Source organism: Staphylococcus sp. HL28 (assembly GCF_021117155.1).
Taxonomy (GTDB): domain Bacteria; phylum Bacillota; class Bacilli; order Staphylococcales; family Staphylococcaceae; genus Staphylococcus; species Staphylococcus warneri.
This window is the reverse complement of the sequence record NZ_CP088218.1, coordinates 765354-783658: the sequence shown is the minus strand read 5'-3', so window position 1 is coordinate 783658 and position 18305 is coordinate 765354. Positions and strand designations below refer to the sequence as shown.

The window sequence follows — 18305 nt, the reverse complement described above, 5'->3', positions numbered from 1 at the left end:
ATATTGTCTCAACTAAATAACCAAAGTGTGCTATTACCTAGTCTATCTTTTTTAGTATAAGACTTTTTATGTAATAAAAAAAGAAGTTAGCTTTAAATAAATAGCTAACTTCTAAGAATTAATTATATTTATACTTCTCTAATATTTTTATTCTTATTTCTAGGTTCTTTTATGAATAATGCGAAACTAAATGCAACAACTACAAATAATGTAACTAATGCAAATGACACATCTACACCTGCAGCAACGGTTTGTCGTTGTATCATTTCTTTACTTCCTGATGTAGCTATTGTAGATCCTAACCATTTTGATCCCATACTCATAAATGTAACCATTAAAGCTGTTCCTAATGATCCAGCCATAACTCGTCCAAAGTTCATAATGGCTGTACCATGGGAAATGTTTTTATTTTCTAACGCATTAATACCAGCTGTATTAATTGGCATCATTAATAAAGAAACTGCAAACATTCTTATCGCATATATAATAATTAAATACATATAAGATGTATCTGCTTTTAAGAAACATAATAAAAATGTGCATATTGTTAAGATAGTAAACCCGGAAATAATAAGTGGTCTTGGACCGTATTTATCATAAAAACTACCAGTAAACACAGACATTAATCCGTTAATTATTGCGCCAGGCATGATAACTAAACCTGATAATAATGCAGAAAGAGCTAAAGCGTTTTGTACATATAATGGAATTAATAACGCTGGTCCAACCATAGACATCATTACTATCATTGAAGTTATCGTACTAAAACAAAAAGTTCTCGTCTTAAATACTTTTAAATTAAGTAATGGATTAGATATTGTTAATTGTCTTCTGACAAATATTAATATAATTATCAGACTTACAATTAATGTACCTATGATAATTGGATTACCGAAGCCTAAACTACCCGCGCTACTGAATGCATATAACATCATGCCGAATCCAATTGTTGAATATAATATAGACCGTTTGTCAAGCTTAGTTTGCTTAGTTTCATTATAGCTTGAAATAAAAATAAAACCAAAGATGAGTGCAATTAATGCGATACCAACAATGATTATGAATGGCACCCTCCAACTAACATGGTCAATAATTAAACCTGTGAATGTAGGACCAATCGCTGGTGCAAATTGAATCACTAAACCAGCCAATCCCATTGCAAATCCACGTCTTTCCCTAGAAAATAGAGTAAACAATGTAAATTGCATAAGAGGCATTAATACACCAGCACCCATAGCTTGAATCACTCTCGCACTCATTAACACACCAAAATTAGGTGCTATGGCAGCTACAATCGACCCAATTAAAAAGGTCCCCATTGCAGATAAATATAAAGGTCTCGTTTTAACACGGTCCATTAAATAAGCAGTTAGCGGAATCATAACACCATTAACTAACATAAATCCCGTTATCAACCACTGTGATGTACTTTCATCTATTTTTAACTCTCTCATAATATGAGGTAAAGCTGTATTCAATAATGTTTGATTTAAAATAGCTACAAAAGCACTAATTAGCATTACAGAAACAATTAAATTCCTTCGTCTTTTACTAATTTCTATATTGCTCATGAACATAATCTCCTTTATTTGATAATAGTACTTTATTCAAACAAATTATGAAAAATGATTCAAATTTAGTGCTCATTACTTTCTGTTATTTAAATTTGTGCTATCTGGATAGAAAATTTCTTTACAAATATATAAGAATCCTACAATTACCATAATCACCCAAAACTTAATATCTATATATGTGTAGTGGACATGTATTATGAAATAAAACAATATTGTCGTAACAGAATAACTTATTAAATGATAAGTTATTCCTTGGAAATATGGGTTTTGTGGCAAACGTTTTCTAAAGTAATCCATAAGATGTTCAACTGCGAATAAAGTGAAATATCCTAAAACAATATAACTTCCATAATAGAAAATATTGTCGTAAAAGCTTTTATTATAGCCAAAATAACCTAATTTAAAATATATTAAAATTCTACTTAAACCATATAATCCAAACCCTAAAAACATCAAAAAAATCGTTCCTGAAATAATAAAAATAGTAAGAACAATAAGTGTAGATATTAAATTATACATCTTATTTCTAAAAAACTTCATTACACTTATCCTCCTTCTATTTTAAATACATAAAGTATTTTACCATTAATCGATGACCTTATAAAATTATAAAAACGCCCACAATAAAAGTAGGCGTTCAAAACGATTTGTAAAGTTTTATTAGTCATTCACTGGTTTGTTTTTATAAATGAAACTCCACATTACAACTAATACAATTACAATAACAATTGCTAAGCCTAATACATTATGCAAATTGCTACCGAACCAACCTGCTTTCATAGCATACATATAACCCATCACAGTTGATCCAATTGAAGACCCTAAGTTTTTAGTCAACGCATAAAATGACATCATTTTTTTCATTTGATGTGGAGATGTTTCCTCTTGAACAATAACACTATCTTTTGTATATACAAATCCAAAACTTAATCCAGCAAGAATAACGCTAAACGCTATAAGTAAAGGAGTTTTCATACCGAAAATAATAATGACACTTCCAATGATTAGGAAAGTAAACGCCCCAATATACAATGCTTTTCTAGAAAATTTTGCTTCTAATTTAGCTAGGTTAAAGTTTAAGATTATCCATGCTACAGATAATGGAAAAATAACAAAACCACTTTGAAGAGGTGATAAACCTAATTGTTCTTGTAGATATACAGGAATATATAAATTAAAGCCCATTAAACAAATGGCAATTAGTAAATCTGTAATAAATACTAATGCAATGGATTTGTTAAATTCTACTACTGGTAAAAAAGGATGATCAGTTGTTTTTTCAACTTTATATAAAATATACCCTACTAATAATGCAAGTAATAGTGATAAAACATTCAATAGAAGTTGTTCCTGATTAAGCAAACTAAACATTAATAAACCAATAAATACATAAAATAAACTTAAACCTCTTACATCAAAGTTTGTTTTAGAAACGACTTCTTCCTCTGGAAAATGGAATGTAAAAATTACTAATATGATCGCAATAATGGCAATTGGAATATTAATGAAGAATAGCCAATGCCAAGTTGCAATTTCAAGAATACCTCCACCTAAAAGTGGACCTATAATACTTGATACACCCCAAACACTTCCTACAATGCCCATAATTTTATATCTTAATGGGATTTCAAAGGCAAGTTTAGGAACAATTTGTGATAACGACATCATTACACCAGCGCCAAATCCTTGAATGACTCTAGATATAATAAGCATTGTAAATGTTTCACTTGTACCTGACATAAAACTACCAATTGCAAATAAAACCAACCCTGTGATAGCGATATATATAATTTTAAATCGCGACATCAGTTCCCCAACTATCGGGTTTGCTATAACTAAAGCAATAAAATATGCTGTAAATACTAAAGAAATAAAGCTTCCTGCATTTAAATCTTGACGAATGGTCGGCATTGCTAGTGAAATAATTGACGCTTCAATCGCAGCCATAAACATTATCAAAATTAACGCTAATACCGTTATCATCGATTTTAATCTCATTTAGTTGTCCTCCAACTTAATTTTTATTACAACTCAAACTATATTATAGATTTTTATTTAATAAAACAATCATTAATTAGTATGACTTTTTTCATTTAGACATGTTTTATCTCATCTTCCTAAATGTAAATAAATGCTTTATTTAAATGATAGCTAATTATTTTATAAAAAAGGTAACTAGAGATATGATTGTAAAATCCCTAGCTACCTTTAGTTTTTCACTTACGACATAAAAAATAGTATGCCTATTAAATGGAAAAATGAAGCTATTAAAATAAATATATGCCAAATCATATGAAAATATGGTCGGTTTTTTTGTGCATAAAACCAAGCACCAATTGTATATGATAGACCACCTAGTACAATAAATAGTATAAATAACCATGATGTTCTTAAGATTATAATAGGTGCAAATATAACACCTACCCACCCCATAACTAAATATACTATTAAACTTAGTTTATGGTTGACATGAGTGGCGATTGACTTATACAAAATTCCCCACACAGTTGTCCCCCACAAGAGAATAAACACAGTCCAACCTAACCAACCACCAACTACATTTAATAGAATTGGTGTATATGTACCTGATATTGCAACATATATCATACTATGATCTATAATTCGCAATACATATTTTTGTACTGTATGATTCGCCATTGCATGATAGACGGTTGATGATATGAACATTAAAAATATACTTATGACAAATATTGAAATACTTGTCGATAATAACGTGCCACCCTTATTAAAACTATGCACTGCAGCGTATGGTAATATAATCATTGTACACAATGATGCAAAACCATGCGTGACAGTGTTACCAATTTCTTCTCCAAATGACAAGGGCATGATATCTTTAAAAGAACTATGATTTGATTCAATATGTTGTTCTGTGTTTGACATACTCTGGACCACCTTAGTTTAAATCATTCCCATTCGTTTCAAATCCGCTGTTGCTGTTTCTACACTGTCTTTTCCTTCTTTATTTTTTAATGGTGAAAACTCTTCTTCTCTCGGCACTTGTAGCGTAATAAAGCTAGTACCATAACGGAAAATATCAAAATAGAATAACTCGAATTTAAGTGATGGTCGTTCAACTACTCCAAAATCTTCATCTAGTTGTTTTAAATTTTTAATTGCTAAGTGATAAGGTAATTCTCTATCAACCGCACTCATAATAAATCCTAATTTAAATGTATGGATACCAATGTTTGCATTATCAAATTGATTTGCAACATTAGGATCAAGTTCGGAATACTCAAGAACTGTATCTTTGCTATCTTTATTTACAAGTCTACCGACACTTTCACCTTTCTTAGGTTGTATTGTCTTAGACGTAATATCTTTATTGTTTAAAACTGTAAATCCTGCAAACATAGGATCTAAAACTTTAACTAATACATTATCAATATTATTTAAAAATATATATTTAACATTATCTTGTTTCATTTTATCAAGATAGCCAGCTTTTTTAAGTGATTTAAAGATACCACCATTACCGTTTGGTGTCTCCATAATATGACCCGCTTCATTTAATACAAGTTGCCCTTCTTCACTTAATGCAACGATATTATCTTGTTTAAAGAAATGTATTTTATCTATATCATAATTAAAATATTGTTGTTGTTCAAAATAAGCTAAAGTAGCTTCATGATTGGTATCACTAGTCATGATATACCAATCCATGGTATGTCCTGTTTCTTTCTTTAATGCCATCAATTGGCGCGCTTGTAATTCAAACAAACTCACGCCTTCTATTTCAAATGATCCTTTTGGACCTGAATATCCTAGTCTAGTCCCTTGACCACCAGCCATTAATACTACTGCAAATTGGCCATTTCTGATTGCTTCAATACCTTGATTTCTATATTCATCTTTCAATTGTTCGTCAAGTTCAGACTTTACAGTATATTTAACTTCCGAAACATCTGATGTATCATCAATTGTTTGTCTATTAACATATAAGTTTTTATACATTTCTTGAATTTCTTCTAAATCTAATGATTCAAGTTTATCTTCAAGCGCTTGCTTTTCATTACTACTCATCAATTTTTCATATTCGTATAAATGCTGTTGATTAAATTTCTCTAATTTATTTTTCTCTAACATCAATTTGTCTCCTTATGTAAATTATTATTTCACTCGATTGTAAGTTCAAATTTATGTATATTGTTTTTAATATTGCGTAAATATGTATCCCCAATGATGTATGATATCATTTACTTCACTTTGAAAAAACACATAAATAGCTCCAACTGTTAAAGCAGTTGCAAGTGATAAATCTACAAGTCCACCTGTTTTAAAATTCAATGGCGTTTTAATTGTTATTGGCAATGGATACAATAATTTAACCCCTTTAGGTGTTACCATATCTAGTATAACATGTGAAATCAATCCTATGATAATTGCTACTTCATAATATATGGGTGTATCTATGATATGAAGTAAAAATCCGATGATTCCTATAAATAGCAATGAATGGGTAAATGTCCGATGACCAAATAAAAGTCGAATTAAAAAACTAAGTATTTTAAATTTCCTACCTATTTTACTTTGGGTATGACAAATATCAGGTAATAAACTAGAAATAACCGACAATACAATAACTGTCACTGATGAAAATAAATCTGTATGAAAATATTGAGTTGTTAGAGCGCCAACTAATAAACCACATGATGCATGTGTCTTTCCAGTCATAATTACCTCTCCTTTAATAGCAATATTTTATCATATTCTTCTTGTTTATACGAACATGTTTTCGGTCTCCAAAAATTTAACATTAAATATTAATTAGTATGACTTAATTTTAATAAGTATCACATTATATCTTGAAAACGGTTACAAAATGATTTATGATATACTTACAAAATTAATTAAAGGATGTGTATTGAATCATGGCAATGACAGTAAAAAAAGATAATAATGAGGTTAGAATTCAATGGAGAGTAGCAGATATTAAAATTCCAACAAATGAAATTAAAAATATCTCTCAAGACCAAGATATTCACGCAGTACCTAACGTTGAAGGTAGAGAAGTTTCTAGAATCGGTTCTACATTCGGTAAAACAAATCGCGTTATTATCGATACAGATGACCATGAATACATTATTTATACTCAAAATGATCAAAAAGTATACAACGAATTAACGAAATAATCTTTTTTAAATAGAGTTTCCATAAACTTAGAGACAATGATATTGCTAATAAGTGCAATACTCATTGTCTCTTTTTATTTTTAATAGTACTAATGAAGGACTATAATTTAATTAGATAACAAATGACGAATAATTTAAATATATATAAGGAGTGATTTTAATGTTTGTTGTTACAAATCGCATTACTGTTAAACAAGGTTTCGCAGAAAAAATGGCACCAAGATTCACACAAGGTGGAAAGATTGAATCGTTAAAAGGATTTAATAAAATCGAAGTTTGGCAAGTCAATAACGAAGACGATGACACCGAGGATATGTACGTTAATACATGGTGGGAAACTGAAGATGATTTCAATAACTGGGTAAAAAGCGATGCATTTAAAGAGGCACATCAACGACCTAAAGATTCAAAAAGTGATGAGTCATCTCCAGTTATTAAAAACCAAATCGTAAAAGCAAATGTACTATCTGTGTTAAATCCATAACATTATTAATTTAGTTAGAATAGAAAAAAGCCAAGATGAGTATTTGTTAAAGTAACAAATATGGCATCTTGGCTTTTATATTATAAAAATAGATGTGCGATTAAAGTAATAATAGGCAATGTAATTATTGTTCTGATTAAGAAAATAACGAATAGTTTACCAATATTAACTGGTATTTTTGAACCTAAAATGACGCCGCCTACTTCTGATAAATATATTAATTGGGTAATACTCAATGCACCAATAACAAATCGAGTTAATTCACTATGTGCACTTTCAATTAATATAGATGGTAAAAACATATCTGCAAAGCCAATTAAAATAGTTTGAGATGCATGGGCAGCTTCAGGTATTTGCAATAATTGTAAAAACGGAACGAATGGTTTACCAATTAATTCAAAGATTGGCGTATAGTTTGCAATAATAGTAGCAATCGTACCAATACTCATCACTACAGGTAATATAACAAACCACATATCTACGACTGTTTTTAATCCAGCTTTAAAAAAGTCTTTTACACCTGGCGCTTTAATTCCTACTTCTGTAGCCATATCAAATCCATGACCAATTGCTGTTTTACCTTCAGGCAGTTGCTCTGTTCTTGCATCACTCGATACTTCTTTCGCATATTCATCTGGTATCTTATTCAATGGCCATATTCTTGGCATGATAATCGCCGCGATTAAACATGAAATAATAACACTTAAATAGAATAAGAAAAATTGATCTTGCATTTTAACAGTATCTGCAATAATAATTGCAAAGGTAATAGATACCACACTAAAAGTAGTTGATATCACCGTTGCTTCCCTTCTTGAATAAAAACCTTCTTCATATTGACGACTAGTTATTAATACACCAACAGTACCATCTCCTATAAAAGATGCTAGATTATCTACTGTTGAGCGGCCAGGCAATGTAAACAATGGTCGCATGACAGGTCTAAATAAAGGACCTAACAACTCTAACAAACCGTATTCCATAAGTAATGGTAAAAATAAAGCCGCAAATAAAAATACTGCTACTAAAGTTGGTAATAAACTAGAAAACACAAGACCGCCAGTATCTTCTGAATATATCATTTTAGGTCCAACTTTAAGTAATGTCATCCATGCAAAGATAACTGCTAAAACTCTTAATATTATCCAACTTACATTCACATTAAATGCATTATATAATAATCCCTTTGGATCTAATTTATCTTTTAAAATCGTAGAACAAATAAGTGTTAAAATAGCTGATAAAGTTATAATCGTCACAATAATAAAAGGCATTGCTCCACCAACAATATCTTTTAGCCAATTAGCTAAAAATGCAACTGGTAGCGTCGTTTGCTTTTTACCATCTTGTTCTACTGGTATAGGAATTAAAAATAAAATAATGCCGATAAGTGACATCGTTATAAATTTAATTCGACCTTTAATGATTTCTTGCTTAGAATATCTATTCATCTTTCGTCATCCATTTCTTTCTATTTAAAAATACAATTATATATACTCAAATTGCATTTATATTTATTACAAAATGCTATTTCATATATATACATTTTTATGAATAATTAAGTATTTAATACTATACGCGATTTACATTCAAAGTGCAATGGCTAAAAGTTAAATAACTTTATAAATATATAGCTACTCATTTAAATATTTTGTGACATGGAAAATGCACCAAGAAACACAATATCATGTATCTTGATGCATACAATGTCTATTAGTCGTATAACTAATTATTACATCTTTCTTAATAAGAATAAGAAGTAAGGTGCACCGATAATGGCAATAATAACACCTACTGGAATATCTAACGGCGGATGAATACCTCTCGCTAAACCATCACCAAATGTTAATAATATCGCTCCGATTAAACCTGACATCATTGCGACATGCATTGTTTTATGGCCAACTATTTGTCTTGCGATATGTGGTGATATCAATCCTAAGAAGCTAATTCCACCTACAACTGAAATAGAAGCACCAGCTAACATTACTGATAAAATGAGTAATACCATTTTTAATCTTTTAACTCTAGCACCTAATGCGACAGCAACGTTATCTCCCAATCCTAGAATATCTAATTGATGGCTCAACATTAAAATTATCGGAATAGTAATAATGAACCAAGGTAATATAGATAAGAAGTTTGAAATATTATGACCGTATAAACTACCAGTTAACCAAACAAGTGCATTATTAGCGTCCATTGGATTGCGAATTAATAAGAACTGCACAATCGCTGTACATATTGCCCCAATTGCTAAACCAATTAAAGCTAAATTAGAACCTTTAACATCAAATTTAGAAATTAAAAAAGATAATATTAAACTTATCATTAACGCCCCAAAAAACGAACCGATAGGTAATATCGCTAATGGTGCTGTTGGAAATAGCATGATGATAATAACAGCGGCTAAACTGGCACCTTTAGAGATACCTATCACATCTGGAGAGGCAAGTGGATTTCGAACAACACCTTGGATAATTGCCCCAGATATCGCTAAACTACTACCGATAATCAGTCCTAATAATGTTCTAGGGATTCTATATTCATTTAAAATAAAATTATCATGTGTGAAGATGCCTTTAATCGCCTCGATAGGATTTACGATTACTGAGCCAATACATAAGCTAAAAATAGCACTAATGACTAATAACAATGTAACAATACTATATCTAATCATATGCTTCTTTCTTGTCATACGCGTTTCACCCCTTTAACTGTGATAAATAAGAAGTAAAATGCACCTACGAAAGAAGTCACGATACCAACTGGAGATTCAAAAGGATGTGTGACAAGTCGTGATAAAACATCAGAAAATAATAGTAAATCGGCACCGATAATAATAGTGAGCGGAATCATTAAGATATAATTATTTTTGATATAACGTTTTACAATATGAGGTACGATTAGGCCTACAAATCCTATTGGACCTGCGATTGAAACTGATAAACCCGCTAAAATAATGACTAATAATCCTAAGAGCATTCGAACAACTTGAATTTTTTGACCTAATCCTTTAGCAATATCGTCGCCTAGTTCCATTATTGTTAATTGCCGTCCCATAAGCATTGTAACTATCATAGCCACAACTAACCATGGTGTAATAGCAATCACTTCTGGCCATTTAACGCCTGACAGTGAACCTACTAACCAAAACATTACTGATGAATTGGAATCTTCATTTAACAATATTACTCCTTGAGTCATACTACTGAAGAATAGATGAACAGCCATACCTGCTAAAGCTAATTTAACTGGTGTCATTGCCTTAGTGGAACCTGAAAGTGTATAGACTGTTAATCCACCGATAAACGCACCAATCATCGCTAAAATCATGGAATAGTTTTCGAAAGATGGTATCAGAACCGTTATTAATACAATAACAAAAGAAGCACCAGCATTCACACCAAATATTTGTGGTGAAGCTAATGGATTCCTTGTAATAGATTGCATTAATAAACCTGCAAGTGCCAGTGCACCACCGATTAATAAACCTGCTAACATACGTGGCATTCTAGAATTATGTATCAAGAATGTCTGCTTCGTATCAGTGTGACCTGTAATATAATGAATGATATCTTTAAATTCAATATGAGAAGAACCAATCGCTAAATTTAAATAAATACAAATAAAAAGAAAGCACACACTCACAATATATGTGAGTGTAGTGCGTTTTCTTTTTGCTTGTAATATAGCGGATTGACTACTTTGTTCCTTCATAGTCATAGTTTTCCACCTTACTTATCGTCTTTATTGTGATCCTTTTTAGAAATCTCAACTAATTCTTTCGCCATTTCTTCAGAAGAAATTAATCCACGAGCTCTAGCCCATAAATCACGATCTACAACGTCTACACGATCATTTTTAACAGCGTCAAGTTTTTTCCAGACTGGATCTTTTTGCATTTTTTTGAATGTTGGTTCATCCGGACTCGCTTTATCAGTCATAATAAACATACGACCCGGATTAACATCAGACAATGTTTCAGAGTTCATTTCTAAATAAGGACCTTTTAAGTATTTACTTAAACCTTTTGTAACATCTGGTGATAATGCTTCTTTAAATCCTAATTGTGTTAAGAATTGTCCAACATATGATTCACTAGGATGTCCTAAGAAGCTTGATTTTGCTGCTACAGCTGGTAATACTTTTTCATCTTTATCAAACTTAATCTCTTTTTTGTATTCAGCAATTTTCTTATCATGTTCTTTTAGACGCTTTTTACCTTCGTCTTCTTTACCTAATGCCTTAGAAATTGTTTTGAAGGCATCAATATTATCATCATAGTTACCATCGAAACTTTTTAGTTCGATCGTTGGTGCAATTTTGTTTAAATCTTTATAAATACCTTTATGTCTGTTGCTATCAGCAATAATTAAATCTGGTTTTAACTTACTAATCTCTTCTAAATTTGGTTGCTTACGAGCACCTACTGAAGTATAATTTCCGATTTTATCTCTTAATGGTTTAATAATACGTTCTTTTTTATTATCATCTGCAACCCCTACAGGTTTAACATCTAGCGCTGCTAATGCATCTACAAATGAATATTCAAGAACGACCACACGTTTAGGGTGTTTAGGAACTTTTGTTGTTCCTTCAGCATGTTTAATTTCAACCCCATCTTTAGACGCTGATTTATTTTTAGAGTCGTCTGACCCATTATTACTTACGCTTCCACATGCAGTGACTAAAACTAAAGCTAACATTAAGCCGAGTATGCTCAAAAATTTGATACCTTTCATTTTTCCACTCCTTAACTATGTATATGCTTACATATATAGTTTATTGATAACTATTCTCATTGTCAATATGATTTTTATAAATTTTATAATTAATTTGAGTCCTTCGAATACATTTATCATATATAATACGGAATGACTTTATGATAATATTGAATTTTAATTTTCTAAGTAATTAAAAAGGAGCACCTTACATTACTCTCAATATTACATGAGATCACTGTTGTAGGTGCTCCGTTGTTTATATATTAGATTTCATATGATGAATTGAACAAAATGGTTGATTAAAAGAATGAATCATCGTTTCAACTTTTGTGTCAGTTACATATACTTTTTCTAGATTTTTATTATACATCGAACGAGATAAAGCTTCATAACTCAATTGAAATTGTATTTTATTACCGATTTGATAATGATCTTGATTGTTTAAATCGATCATTAAATGATCACTTGACGCACCAATAATTTGGATATCATTGGCTATCGGGCTTATATTAGTTGTATCTGTATCAATGTATCCTATATCAACAATCGCTTGCAAATATGACTGTTTCGTATGACTATTCATACGCGGTTTAATTTCTAATATTTCCGCTTCCAATACTATCGCATCTTGATACAAATGTGAAACTGGCTTATCTGTAGTTGTATCGACGCCTCTAAATAATGTTTCACCAATTCGTAATTCATTTATTTTGCCTAAGTCATTATACATCGTTAACGGTAGCATACTTGAGTTTCCGCCAGATACAATTTTCATTCGATAACCCATTTCTCGCTCGATGGCACTAACAAATTTATTAATCATAAAGACATCATCTTCGATTGGCGAACCTGATTTAAAGCACATAAAATTAAATGACACACCAACAAGTTGAATATGGGATAAATTCAATATGGTTTCAATATATTTAACAACATCGTATGTTAGAACACCTTCTCTACCGTCTTTCCAATCAACCATTAATATCACTTGATGTTTTATATTTAAATATTGCGCTATACGATTCAGTTCAATAATTGTATTTAATTCGGTTTGAATACTGATTTGTGTATCTTTAATCATATTATCTAACTGTGATAATTGTGTTGATCGTAATATCGTGAATGAACAATCAAAATCAGTTAATTGTCTTATATTCTCTAATCGTGAATCTGCAAAATGTGTGATACCTAATTCAATTAATTTTTGAACAATTTGTCGGTCTCCTGCGATAGATTTAATAACAGGTGTAAATTGTATGTGTTTAGCATCTAAAATAGTTTGAAGTACTTTGGCATTGTATTGTATTTTGGATAAATTTATATTTATATTTGCCATGTACTTACACCTCTTTTTTTATTGGATTTTCCAATTCTGTATTTAAATATTTCTTCACTTTATTTTCCATTCGCATACTTAATAATGCTTTAACTGAAATAGTTGGTCCAAATAAGACACGATGTAAAGCTTGCGCATGATTTTTATTGGCATCAATCGCCGCTTCAATTTCTTGTTGCACTATTTTAAATAATGTCTCTTCATTCACCATGTCATATTGATTAAAATGATGAATCAACTCTGCCAGTTGATTTTGGACAACGGCATGTTGGAACTTTCCTATTACTGCTTCAATTGAATCTGCAATTAAACTTTCATTCGTAATTTCAACATCTGGTAGCTTCTGTTTTAATGTTTGTAAATCAATACGGGAACCACCTAAATCTCGGACTAAAAAGTTTATTTGATAATTGGGACCAAGATTTACGATGGTATTTTGCATATGTGCTTCTAAAGCAATACCGTAATCTTGAATATACGCTATTAATGGTCTTACTAATGTGCTTGTATATTGTCGAATAAATTGTTCTATCGATTCTGTAGTGAGCTCGTTATTTATCCATTTAATATAACTATCAACTATGACATCATCATCAACCGGATTGCGATTCACTAGACTCGCGCTAACTATAGTTGATCCTTCTTGAGTTAACACTGGCTTTTCTCTAACAATACACGCTAATTGACGTGCTAAATCCGCGTCTACATCGACATACTCACCAAATGGCTCAGCAGCCACTTTTAATTCAGGATAAATATTCAACATTTCTTGCAGTGCATAACTTAATTTAGGACCATCAACCGTTGTCACAGTAGATACTGTTCGCACAGCACTTGTCGCTTGCACATTTACTGGTAATTTAATATGAAATGGATGATGCAATAACTCCATTGTCCTAAATGACAATGTGGCTTTAGATTCAACTGTAAACGGTGTTGGAATTAATATTTTGTCACTAATCCATGTTTTAAAACGTTCACCAATCACATGGTCATATTGCCATGGATGGACAAAAATTGCTCGATAATTATTAATTTCTAAATCGAGCGGTTTTAGAAATGATTGTAATTTATCCTTTAGTTCTGGAATAATTTGATTAACGATATACTGTTCATCATTTTCCATTGATGTCGTCATCATATGTGAAGCTGAAACTAGCATAATATGTAATGGGATAATCTTTTCAAATTCTGGTGCATAGCAACGTATTTCCTCTAATGTTAATGGCAATTTGGTCTTAGTTAAAGGATGTGTTGGATGTCCTTCTAAAACTAAACTTTCAGAGTAACTTAAATCATTTGTAATACCATTATCTTTGATATGTTGCAACCATGTAAAAAAATTAATCGTGTCTGGTAGCATTGAAAATGTCATACTTTGATGAATTAATGATGCTCTATTATTAAATTGTTTATATGATTCTACAAAGCTATCCCTACTATGGATAAGCTCATGATATAAACGCTCAGATATTTCAATATCAAAAGCATCATTCAATATGTTAAGTAAACTTTCTAAACTTGTAATTTGAACGCGTTCATCACCACATTGATAGGTGAATGGTCCATCAAAAACATATCTTTCTAACATACTTTTTCTTAAAACATATGCAGTTAGAACTCGTCCATGATATTGTATTTCTATTTTATCTGTTAATTGATTTATTTTTGCGTCCTCAGGACATATTCGTTCTTTTACAATTGCATTTAACATTCTATGTTGAATGTTTTTATCCGCAAGTAACCACTCATTGCGTGTCATTGTGAAATTCCTCCAATTTTATGAACTCGTTGCATTAAGTAAAATATGATCGAAATGGCTACTGTACTTATTCCCATAATTAAAAATGTATTTAATACGCCAAATTTGTCGGCAAAGAAACTCATAATTAAACTTCCTAAAGGTATCATGCCTCGGTCCATCATTACAATACTTAATACCTTACCCCTTTCATAATCTTTAACACTATTTTGGAAATAAACGCGATTTGTTGTTCTCGCCCATTGGCTAAATAATCCAATTAAAGTAATACAGATAAACATGATTACTAAATTATGAACAATGATACCTAATAAGGCGATGCCAAAAAGTAATGAACTAAGATAATACATTTTAACAGCATCGATATGATCTAGAATTTTAGGTAATATCACTGTAGCGATAATGCCACCAATAGCACAACAAGTCATTGCAATACCAAATATTTCAGATTGTCCGGGAAAAACATGATTAGTCAAAACCGGTAATATTGTTGTATATGAAAAACCAGTTGCCATAATTAAAAGTGAAGTAAAGAAAATTTTACTACCTTCTAAATTACGTTTGAAATAATCCAGCACTACTTTTAATGACATTTCTTTTTGATGATCACCCATATCAGTTGCTTGAATGTGTATTGGTAAACATAAAGCTACCGCTATAAGATAACAAATAGCCTGAGCTAAAAATGTCGTTGGTGCATGATAAACTGCTAAAATAACACCTGCAATGGCTGGACCAATAGAACGACAAATATTAATAATAAATGAGTGAAATGACACTGCTTGTGTTGTTGTGATTTTATCAGATAAATCTGGTAAGACTGCTTGCCTAACTGGTGTTTCAACAGCACTTAGCATTCCTCGTAATGTCGCATATATTAATACAATATATACCGGAATTTGATTAAATGAGTACGTCATCACACACAGTATTGCCGTAACTAAAAATGATGAAGATATTGTAATACGCAGTAAATTTCCTTTATCATATTTATCAGCTATAGAACCTGCCCATACACTTAGTATCAAAATGGGTACGAGCCGGCAAAAATTAACTAAACCTAAATAAACTGCGTTATGATATGTAGTAAGTACAAACCAGTTTAACCCGATTTGCCCAATCCAATTCCCTAAAAACAGTAGAAATGAACTGGAAAAGAAAAATTTAGCCATAAATTTCACCTGTCTTTTTAATTGATAATAATAATCATTATCATTAATATGGATTATACAAATCTTATTAATTTTTGTAAAATATTTTTTTAGAGGTGAATTATGAATTCAATTAAAAACACAAAAGAACATAATTTTAAATTGACCAAAGATGAGCAAAATGCTTATCAATTTTTAAGTCAATCTCATCCAGAATGGTCGCAATACTTTATTCAAAATATAGATATTGGTCGCGATAAGGTGACACAAAGATTAGTCACATCAATACATAGAGAAAATCTGGTACACGGCAAAGATCATAGTAGAATATTAAAAAGTAAAGATATCGAAGCTTTGTCCATTCATCGACCTGAAGTTTTAGAAATAGAATTTAAAGCATCACATAAAAAGTTATATGCACCCATAAGTGGTCAACACGCATTTAATCGTGTAGATGTTGAAGGTCCTTTTTATTATCAATCTATAAATGATTCATCATTTTATCGAGTAGAACATCCGAATGACATATTAGATTGGGTATTAAATGAAGCACCGGAGTTAGATAACGAAGCTAGCGATCAATTTAAAGATGATTTAACAAATAGCGCAGCAAATATGATATTTGCTATTAGTTATCAAGCCTATAGCATGAAAGATGAGTCGCAACCTTTGTTTGATATTATTAAAAATCATAATGATAGCTATTTACGTTCAGAACAAGCTGTTATCGAAGGTCATCCTCTACATCCAGGTGCAAAATTAAGAAAAGGTATGGATTCAAGTGAAACATTTAAATATTCTCCTGAATTTGCACAACCCATTGATTTGAAAATTATTTTGATACACCATCAATTTAGTAAAGTACAATCATTAGATAAATCTTATAATGATACGATTAATCAACTTTTCCCTAATATGCATCAACAACTTCTGGATGAAATAAAACAATATGATGATATCAATATAGACGATTATCATGTCATGATAGTACATCCTTGGCAGTATGATGAAGTGCTCGATCGAGATTATAGTAAAGAACTAGATCAACATATGATCATTAAGACTCAATGTACATTACCATATTATGCTGGATTATCATTTAGAACATTAATGCCAAAAGCACCTAATGAAGACCCTCATATTAAGTTATCAACTAATGTGCATATTACTGGAGAGATTAGAACATTATCAGAGCAAACCACACATAATGGCCCATTAGTGACCCACATTTTAAATCAAATATTAGTTAATGATGCGACATTCAAACCATATGCATCATCGGTCATTGATGAAATTGCTGGTATCCATTTTTATAATGAAAACGACCTAGACCCTATACAAACTGAGCGTAGTGAACAATTAGGTACCTTATTTAGAACCAATATTAACACTCACCTCAAGGAAAATGGTTTAACATCAATGATTCCATCAAGTCTAGTTGCTCAATATCCATATCACTCTGAGCCACCAGTCGTTTCATTAATTAAGTTATACCAACGTCACAATGAATTCATTTCATACGATGAGGCTGCTTTAGCGTGGATGAAAGATTATAGTCATGCCCTATTAGGTTTAGTTGTACCGTTATTAACGAAGTACGGAATTGCACTTGAAGCGCATTTGCAAAATGCAATAGTACATTTTAATGAAGATGGTTCATTAAATCATTTATATGTGAGAGATTTTGAAGGATTGAGAATCGATCAAGCAAGATTAAATGACATGGGTTATGCTACAGACCAATTTCACGAGAAATCACGCATTTTGACAGAATCTAAAGTCTCTGTTTTCAATAAAGCTTTTTATTCAACAGTTCAAAATCATTTAGGCGAATTAATCTTAAACATTGTACAATCAGCTGATCAAGATAATTTAGAAGATTTAATTTGGGACGATATAGCGAACATCATACACCAAATTATAGATACAATGACCGACGTTTCTGATGAGAGAATCTCTGAAATTCAAAATGTAATGTTTGCTAAAACAATTGATTATAAATGCGTGACTACCATGCGCTTAGAAGATGAAGCACATGAATACACATATATTAAAGTAAATAATCCCTTACATTCTTAATACAAAATAGTATGATAAAAAAATCCGTGAGATACA

16 protein-coding genes are annotated in these 18305 nt (G+C 31.0%); 3 read left to right on the top strand and 13 right to left on the bottom strand.

Features of this window, described 5'->3' with window-relative positions; genetic code table 11:
* Positions 1 to 128: 128 nt before the first annotated feature.
* From LPC11_RS03720 to LPC11_RS03695, 6 genes are all read right to left on the bottom strand, one after another.
* Positions 129 to 1571 carry an MDR family MFS transporter gene (locus LPC11_RS03720; RefSeq protein WP_023373414.1) on the bottom strand — a complete coding sequence of 481 codons (1443 nt, stop codon included), beginning with the start codon at positions 1569 to 1571 and terminating at the stop codon, positions 129 to 131.
* Positions 1572 to 1646: 75 nt separating this feature from the next.
* Positions 1647 to 2114: a SepA family multidrug efflux transporter gene (locus tag LPC11_RS03715; protein WP_023373416.1), complete on the bottom strand. Its 468-nt coding sequence runs from the start codon at positions 2112 to 2114 to the stop codon at positions 1647 to 1649.
* A gap of 120 nt (positions 2115 to 2234) precedes the next feature.
* On the bottom strand, positions 2235 to 3572 hold the full coding sequence (gene sdrM, locus LPC11_RS03710; RefSeq protein WP_023373418.1) for a multidrug efflux MFS transporter SdrM: 1338 nt from the start codon (positions 3570 to 3572) through the stop codon (positions 2235 to 2237).
* A gap of 222 nt (positions 3573 to 3794) precedes the next feature.
* Complete coding sequence (gene trhA, locus LPC11_RS03705) at positions 3795 to 4478, bottom strand: PAQR family membrane homeostasis protein TrhA (RefSeq protein ID WP_023373420.1); 684 nt, start codon at positions 4476 to 4478, stop codon at positions 3795 to 3797.
* A gap of 18 nt (positions 4479 to 4496) precedes the next feature.
* Positions 4497 to 5684, bottom strand: a complete 1188-nt coding sequence (locus LPC11_RS03700; RefSeq protein ID WP_023373422.1) for a UTP--glucose-1-phosphate uridylyltransferase — start codon at positions 5682 to 5684, stop codon at positions 4497 to 4499.
* A 66-nt stretch (positions 5685 to 5750) separates the two neighbouring features.
* Entirely contained in the window at positions 5751 to 6272 is a 522-nt protein-coding gene (locus LPC11_RS03695; RefSeq protein ID WP_023373423.1) for a metal-dependent hydrolase, read from the bottom strand.
* A 197-nt stretch (positions 6273 to 6469) separates the two neighbouring features.
* Between LPC11_RS03695 and LPC11_RS03690 the strand changes: the two genes are divergently transcribed.
* Positions 6470 to 6730 (top strand): SunI/YnzG family protein, encoded by a 261-nt coding sequence (locus tag LPC11_RS03690; protein WP_002450471.1) that lies wholly within the window; start codon positions 6470 to 6472, stop codon positions 6728 to 6730.
* Between the two features lie 160 nt (positions 6731 to 6890).
* Complete coding sequence (locus tag LPC11_RS03685) at positions 6891 to 7214, top strand: heme oxygenase (RefSeq protein WP_023373425.1); 324 nt, start codon at positions 6891 to 6893, stop codon at positions 7212 to 7214.
* A gap of 80 nt (positions 7215 to 7294) precedes the next feature.
* On the opposite strand, the gene LPC11_RS03680 is transcribed toward LPC11_RS03685, so the two are convergent.
* From LPC11_RS03680 to LPC11_RS03650, 7 genes are all read right to left on the bottom strand, one after another.
* Positions 7295 to 8665, bottom strand: a complete 1371-nt coding sequence (locus LPC11_RS03680) for a YjiH family protein (protein WP_023373427.1) — start codon at positions 8663 to 8665, stop codon at positions 7295 to 7297.
* Positions 8666 to 8946: 281 nt separating this feature from the next.
* Entirely contained in the window at positions 8947 to 9912 is a 966-nt protein-coding gene (locus LPC11_RS03675; RefSeq protein ID WP_023373429.1) for a FecCD family ABC transporter permease, read from the bottom strand.
* Entirely contained in the window at positions 9909 to 10940 is a 1032-nt protein-coding gene (locus LPC11_RS03670; RefSeq protein WP_023373431.1) for a FecCD family ABC transporter permease, read from the bottom strand. The genes LPC11_RS03675 and LPC11_RS03670 overlap by 4 nt, the downstream gene beginning before the upstream one ends.
* A gap of 11 nt (positions 10941 to 10951) precedes the next feature.
* Complete coding sequence (locus tag LPC11_RS03665; RefSeq protein WP_023373433.1) at positions 10952 to 11959, bottom strand: ABC transporter substrate-binding protein; 1008 nt, start codon at positions 11957 to 11959, stop codon at positions 10952 to 10954.
* A gap of 238 nt (positions 11960 to 12197) precedes the next feature.
* Entirely contained in the window at positions 12198 to 13277 is a 1080-nt protein-coding gene (locus LPC11_RS03660) for an alanine racemase (RefSeq protein ID WP_107566275.1), read from the bottom strand.
* Positions 13278 to 13281: 4 nt separating this feature from the next.
* The gene (locus LPC11_RS03655) at positions 13282 to 15039 is read right to left on the bottom strand and encodes an IucA/IucC family protein (RefSeq protein ID WP_114599606.1); all 1758 of its coding nucleotides are present in this window, start codon (positions 15037 to 15039) and stop codon (positions 13282 to 13284) included.
* On the bottom strand, positions 15036 to 16211 hold the full coding sequence (locus LPC11_RS03650) for an MFS transporter (protein ID WP_023373438.1): 1176 nt from the start codon (positions 16209 to 16211) through the stop codon (positions 15036 to 15038). Before LPC11_RS03650 ends, LPC11_RS03655 begins: the two co-directional genes overlap by 4 nt.
* Before the next feature lie 102 nt (positions 16212 to 16313).
* Here LPC11_RS03650 and LPC11_RS03645 point away from each other — a divergent pair, with 102 nt between their 5' ends.
* Positions 16314 to 18269 carry an IucA/IucC family protein gene (locus LPC11_RS03645; RefSeq protein WP_023373440.1) on the top strand — a complete coding sequence of 652 codons (1956 nt, stop codon included), beginning with the start codon at positions 16314 to 16316 and terminating at the stop codon, positions 18267 to 18269.
* Positions 18270 to 18305: the final 36 nt, after the last annotated feature.

Coding starts and splice junctions, on each gene's coding strand:
- LPC11_RS03720 (WP_023373414.1), bottom strand. CDS start 1,571: ATGAGCAATATAGAAATTAGTAAAAGACGAAGGAATTTAATTGTTTCT.
- LPC11_RS03715 (WP_023373416.1), bottom strand. CDS start 2,114: ATGAAGTTTTTTAGAAATAAGATGTATAATTTAATATCTACACTTATT.
- sdrM (WP_023373418.1), bottom strand. CDS start 3,572: ATGAGATTAAAATCGATGATAACGGTATTAGCGTTAATTTTGATAATG.
- trhA (WP_023373420.1), bottom strand. CDS start 4,478: ATGTCAAACACAGAACAACATATTGAATCAAATCATAGTTCTTTTAAA.
- LPC11_RS03700 (WP_023373422.1), bottom strand. CDS start 5,684: ATGTTAGAGAAAAATAAATTAGAGAAATTTAATCAACAGCATTTATAC.
- LPC11_RS03695 (WP_023373423.1), bottom strand. CDS start 6,272: ATGACTGGAAAGACACATGCATCATGTGGTTTATTAGTTGGCGCTCTA.
- LPC11_RS03690 (WP_002450471.1), top strand. CDS start 6,470: ATGGCAATGACAGTAAAAAAAGATAATAATGAGGTTAGAATTCAATGG.
- LPC11_RS03685 (WP_023373425.1), top strand. CDS start 6,891: ATGTTTGTTGTTACAAATCGCATTACTGTTAAACAAGGTTTCGCAGAA.
- LPC11_RS03680 (WP_023373427.1), bottom strand. CDS start 8,665: ATGAATAGATATTCTAAGCAAGAAATCATTAAAGGTCGAATTAAATTT.
- LPC11_RS03675 (WP_023373429.1), bottom strand. CDS start 9,912: ATGACAAGAAAGAAGCATATGATTAGATATAGTATTGTTACATTGTTA.
- LPC11_RS03670 (WP_023373431.1), bottom strand. CDS start 10,940: ATGACTATGAAGGAACAAAGTAGTCAATCCGCTATATTACAAGCAAAA.
- LPC11_RS03665 (WP_023373433.1), bottom strand. CDS start 11,959: ATGAAAGGTATCAAATTTTTGAGCATACTCGGCTTAATGTTAGCTTTA.
- LPC11_RS03660 (WP_107566275.1), bottom strand. CDS start 13,277: ATGGCAAATATAAATATAAATTTATCCAAAATACAATACAATGCCAAA.
- LPC11_RS03655 (WP_114599606.1), bottom strand. CDS start 15,039: ATGACACGCAATGAGTGGTTACTTGCGGATAAAAACATTCAACATAGA.
- LPC11_RS03650 (WP_023373438.1), bottom strand. CDS start 16,211: ATGGCTAAATTTTTCTTTTCCAGTTCATTTCTACTGTTTTTAGGGAAT.
- LPC11_RS03645 (WP_023373440.1), top strand. CDS start 16,314: ATGAATTCAATTAAAAACACAAAAGAACATAATTTTAAATTGACCAAA.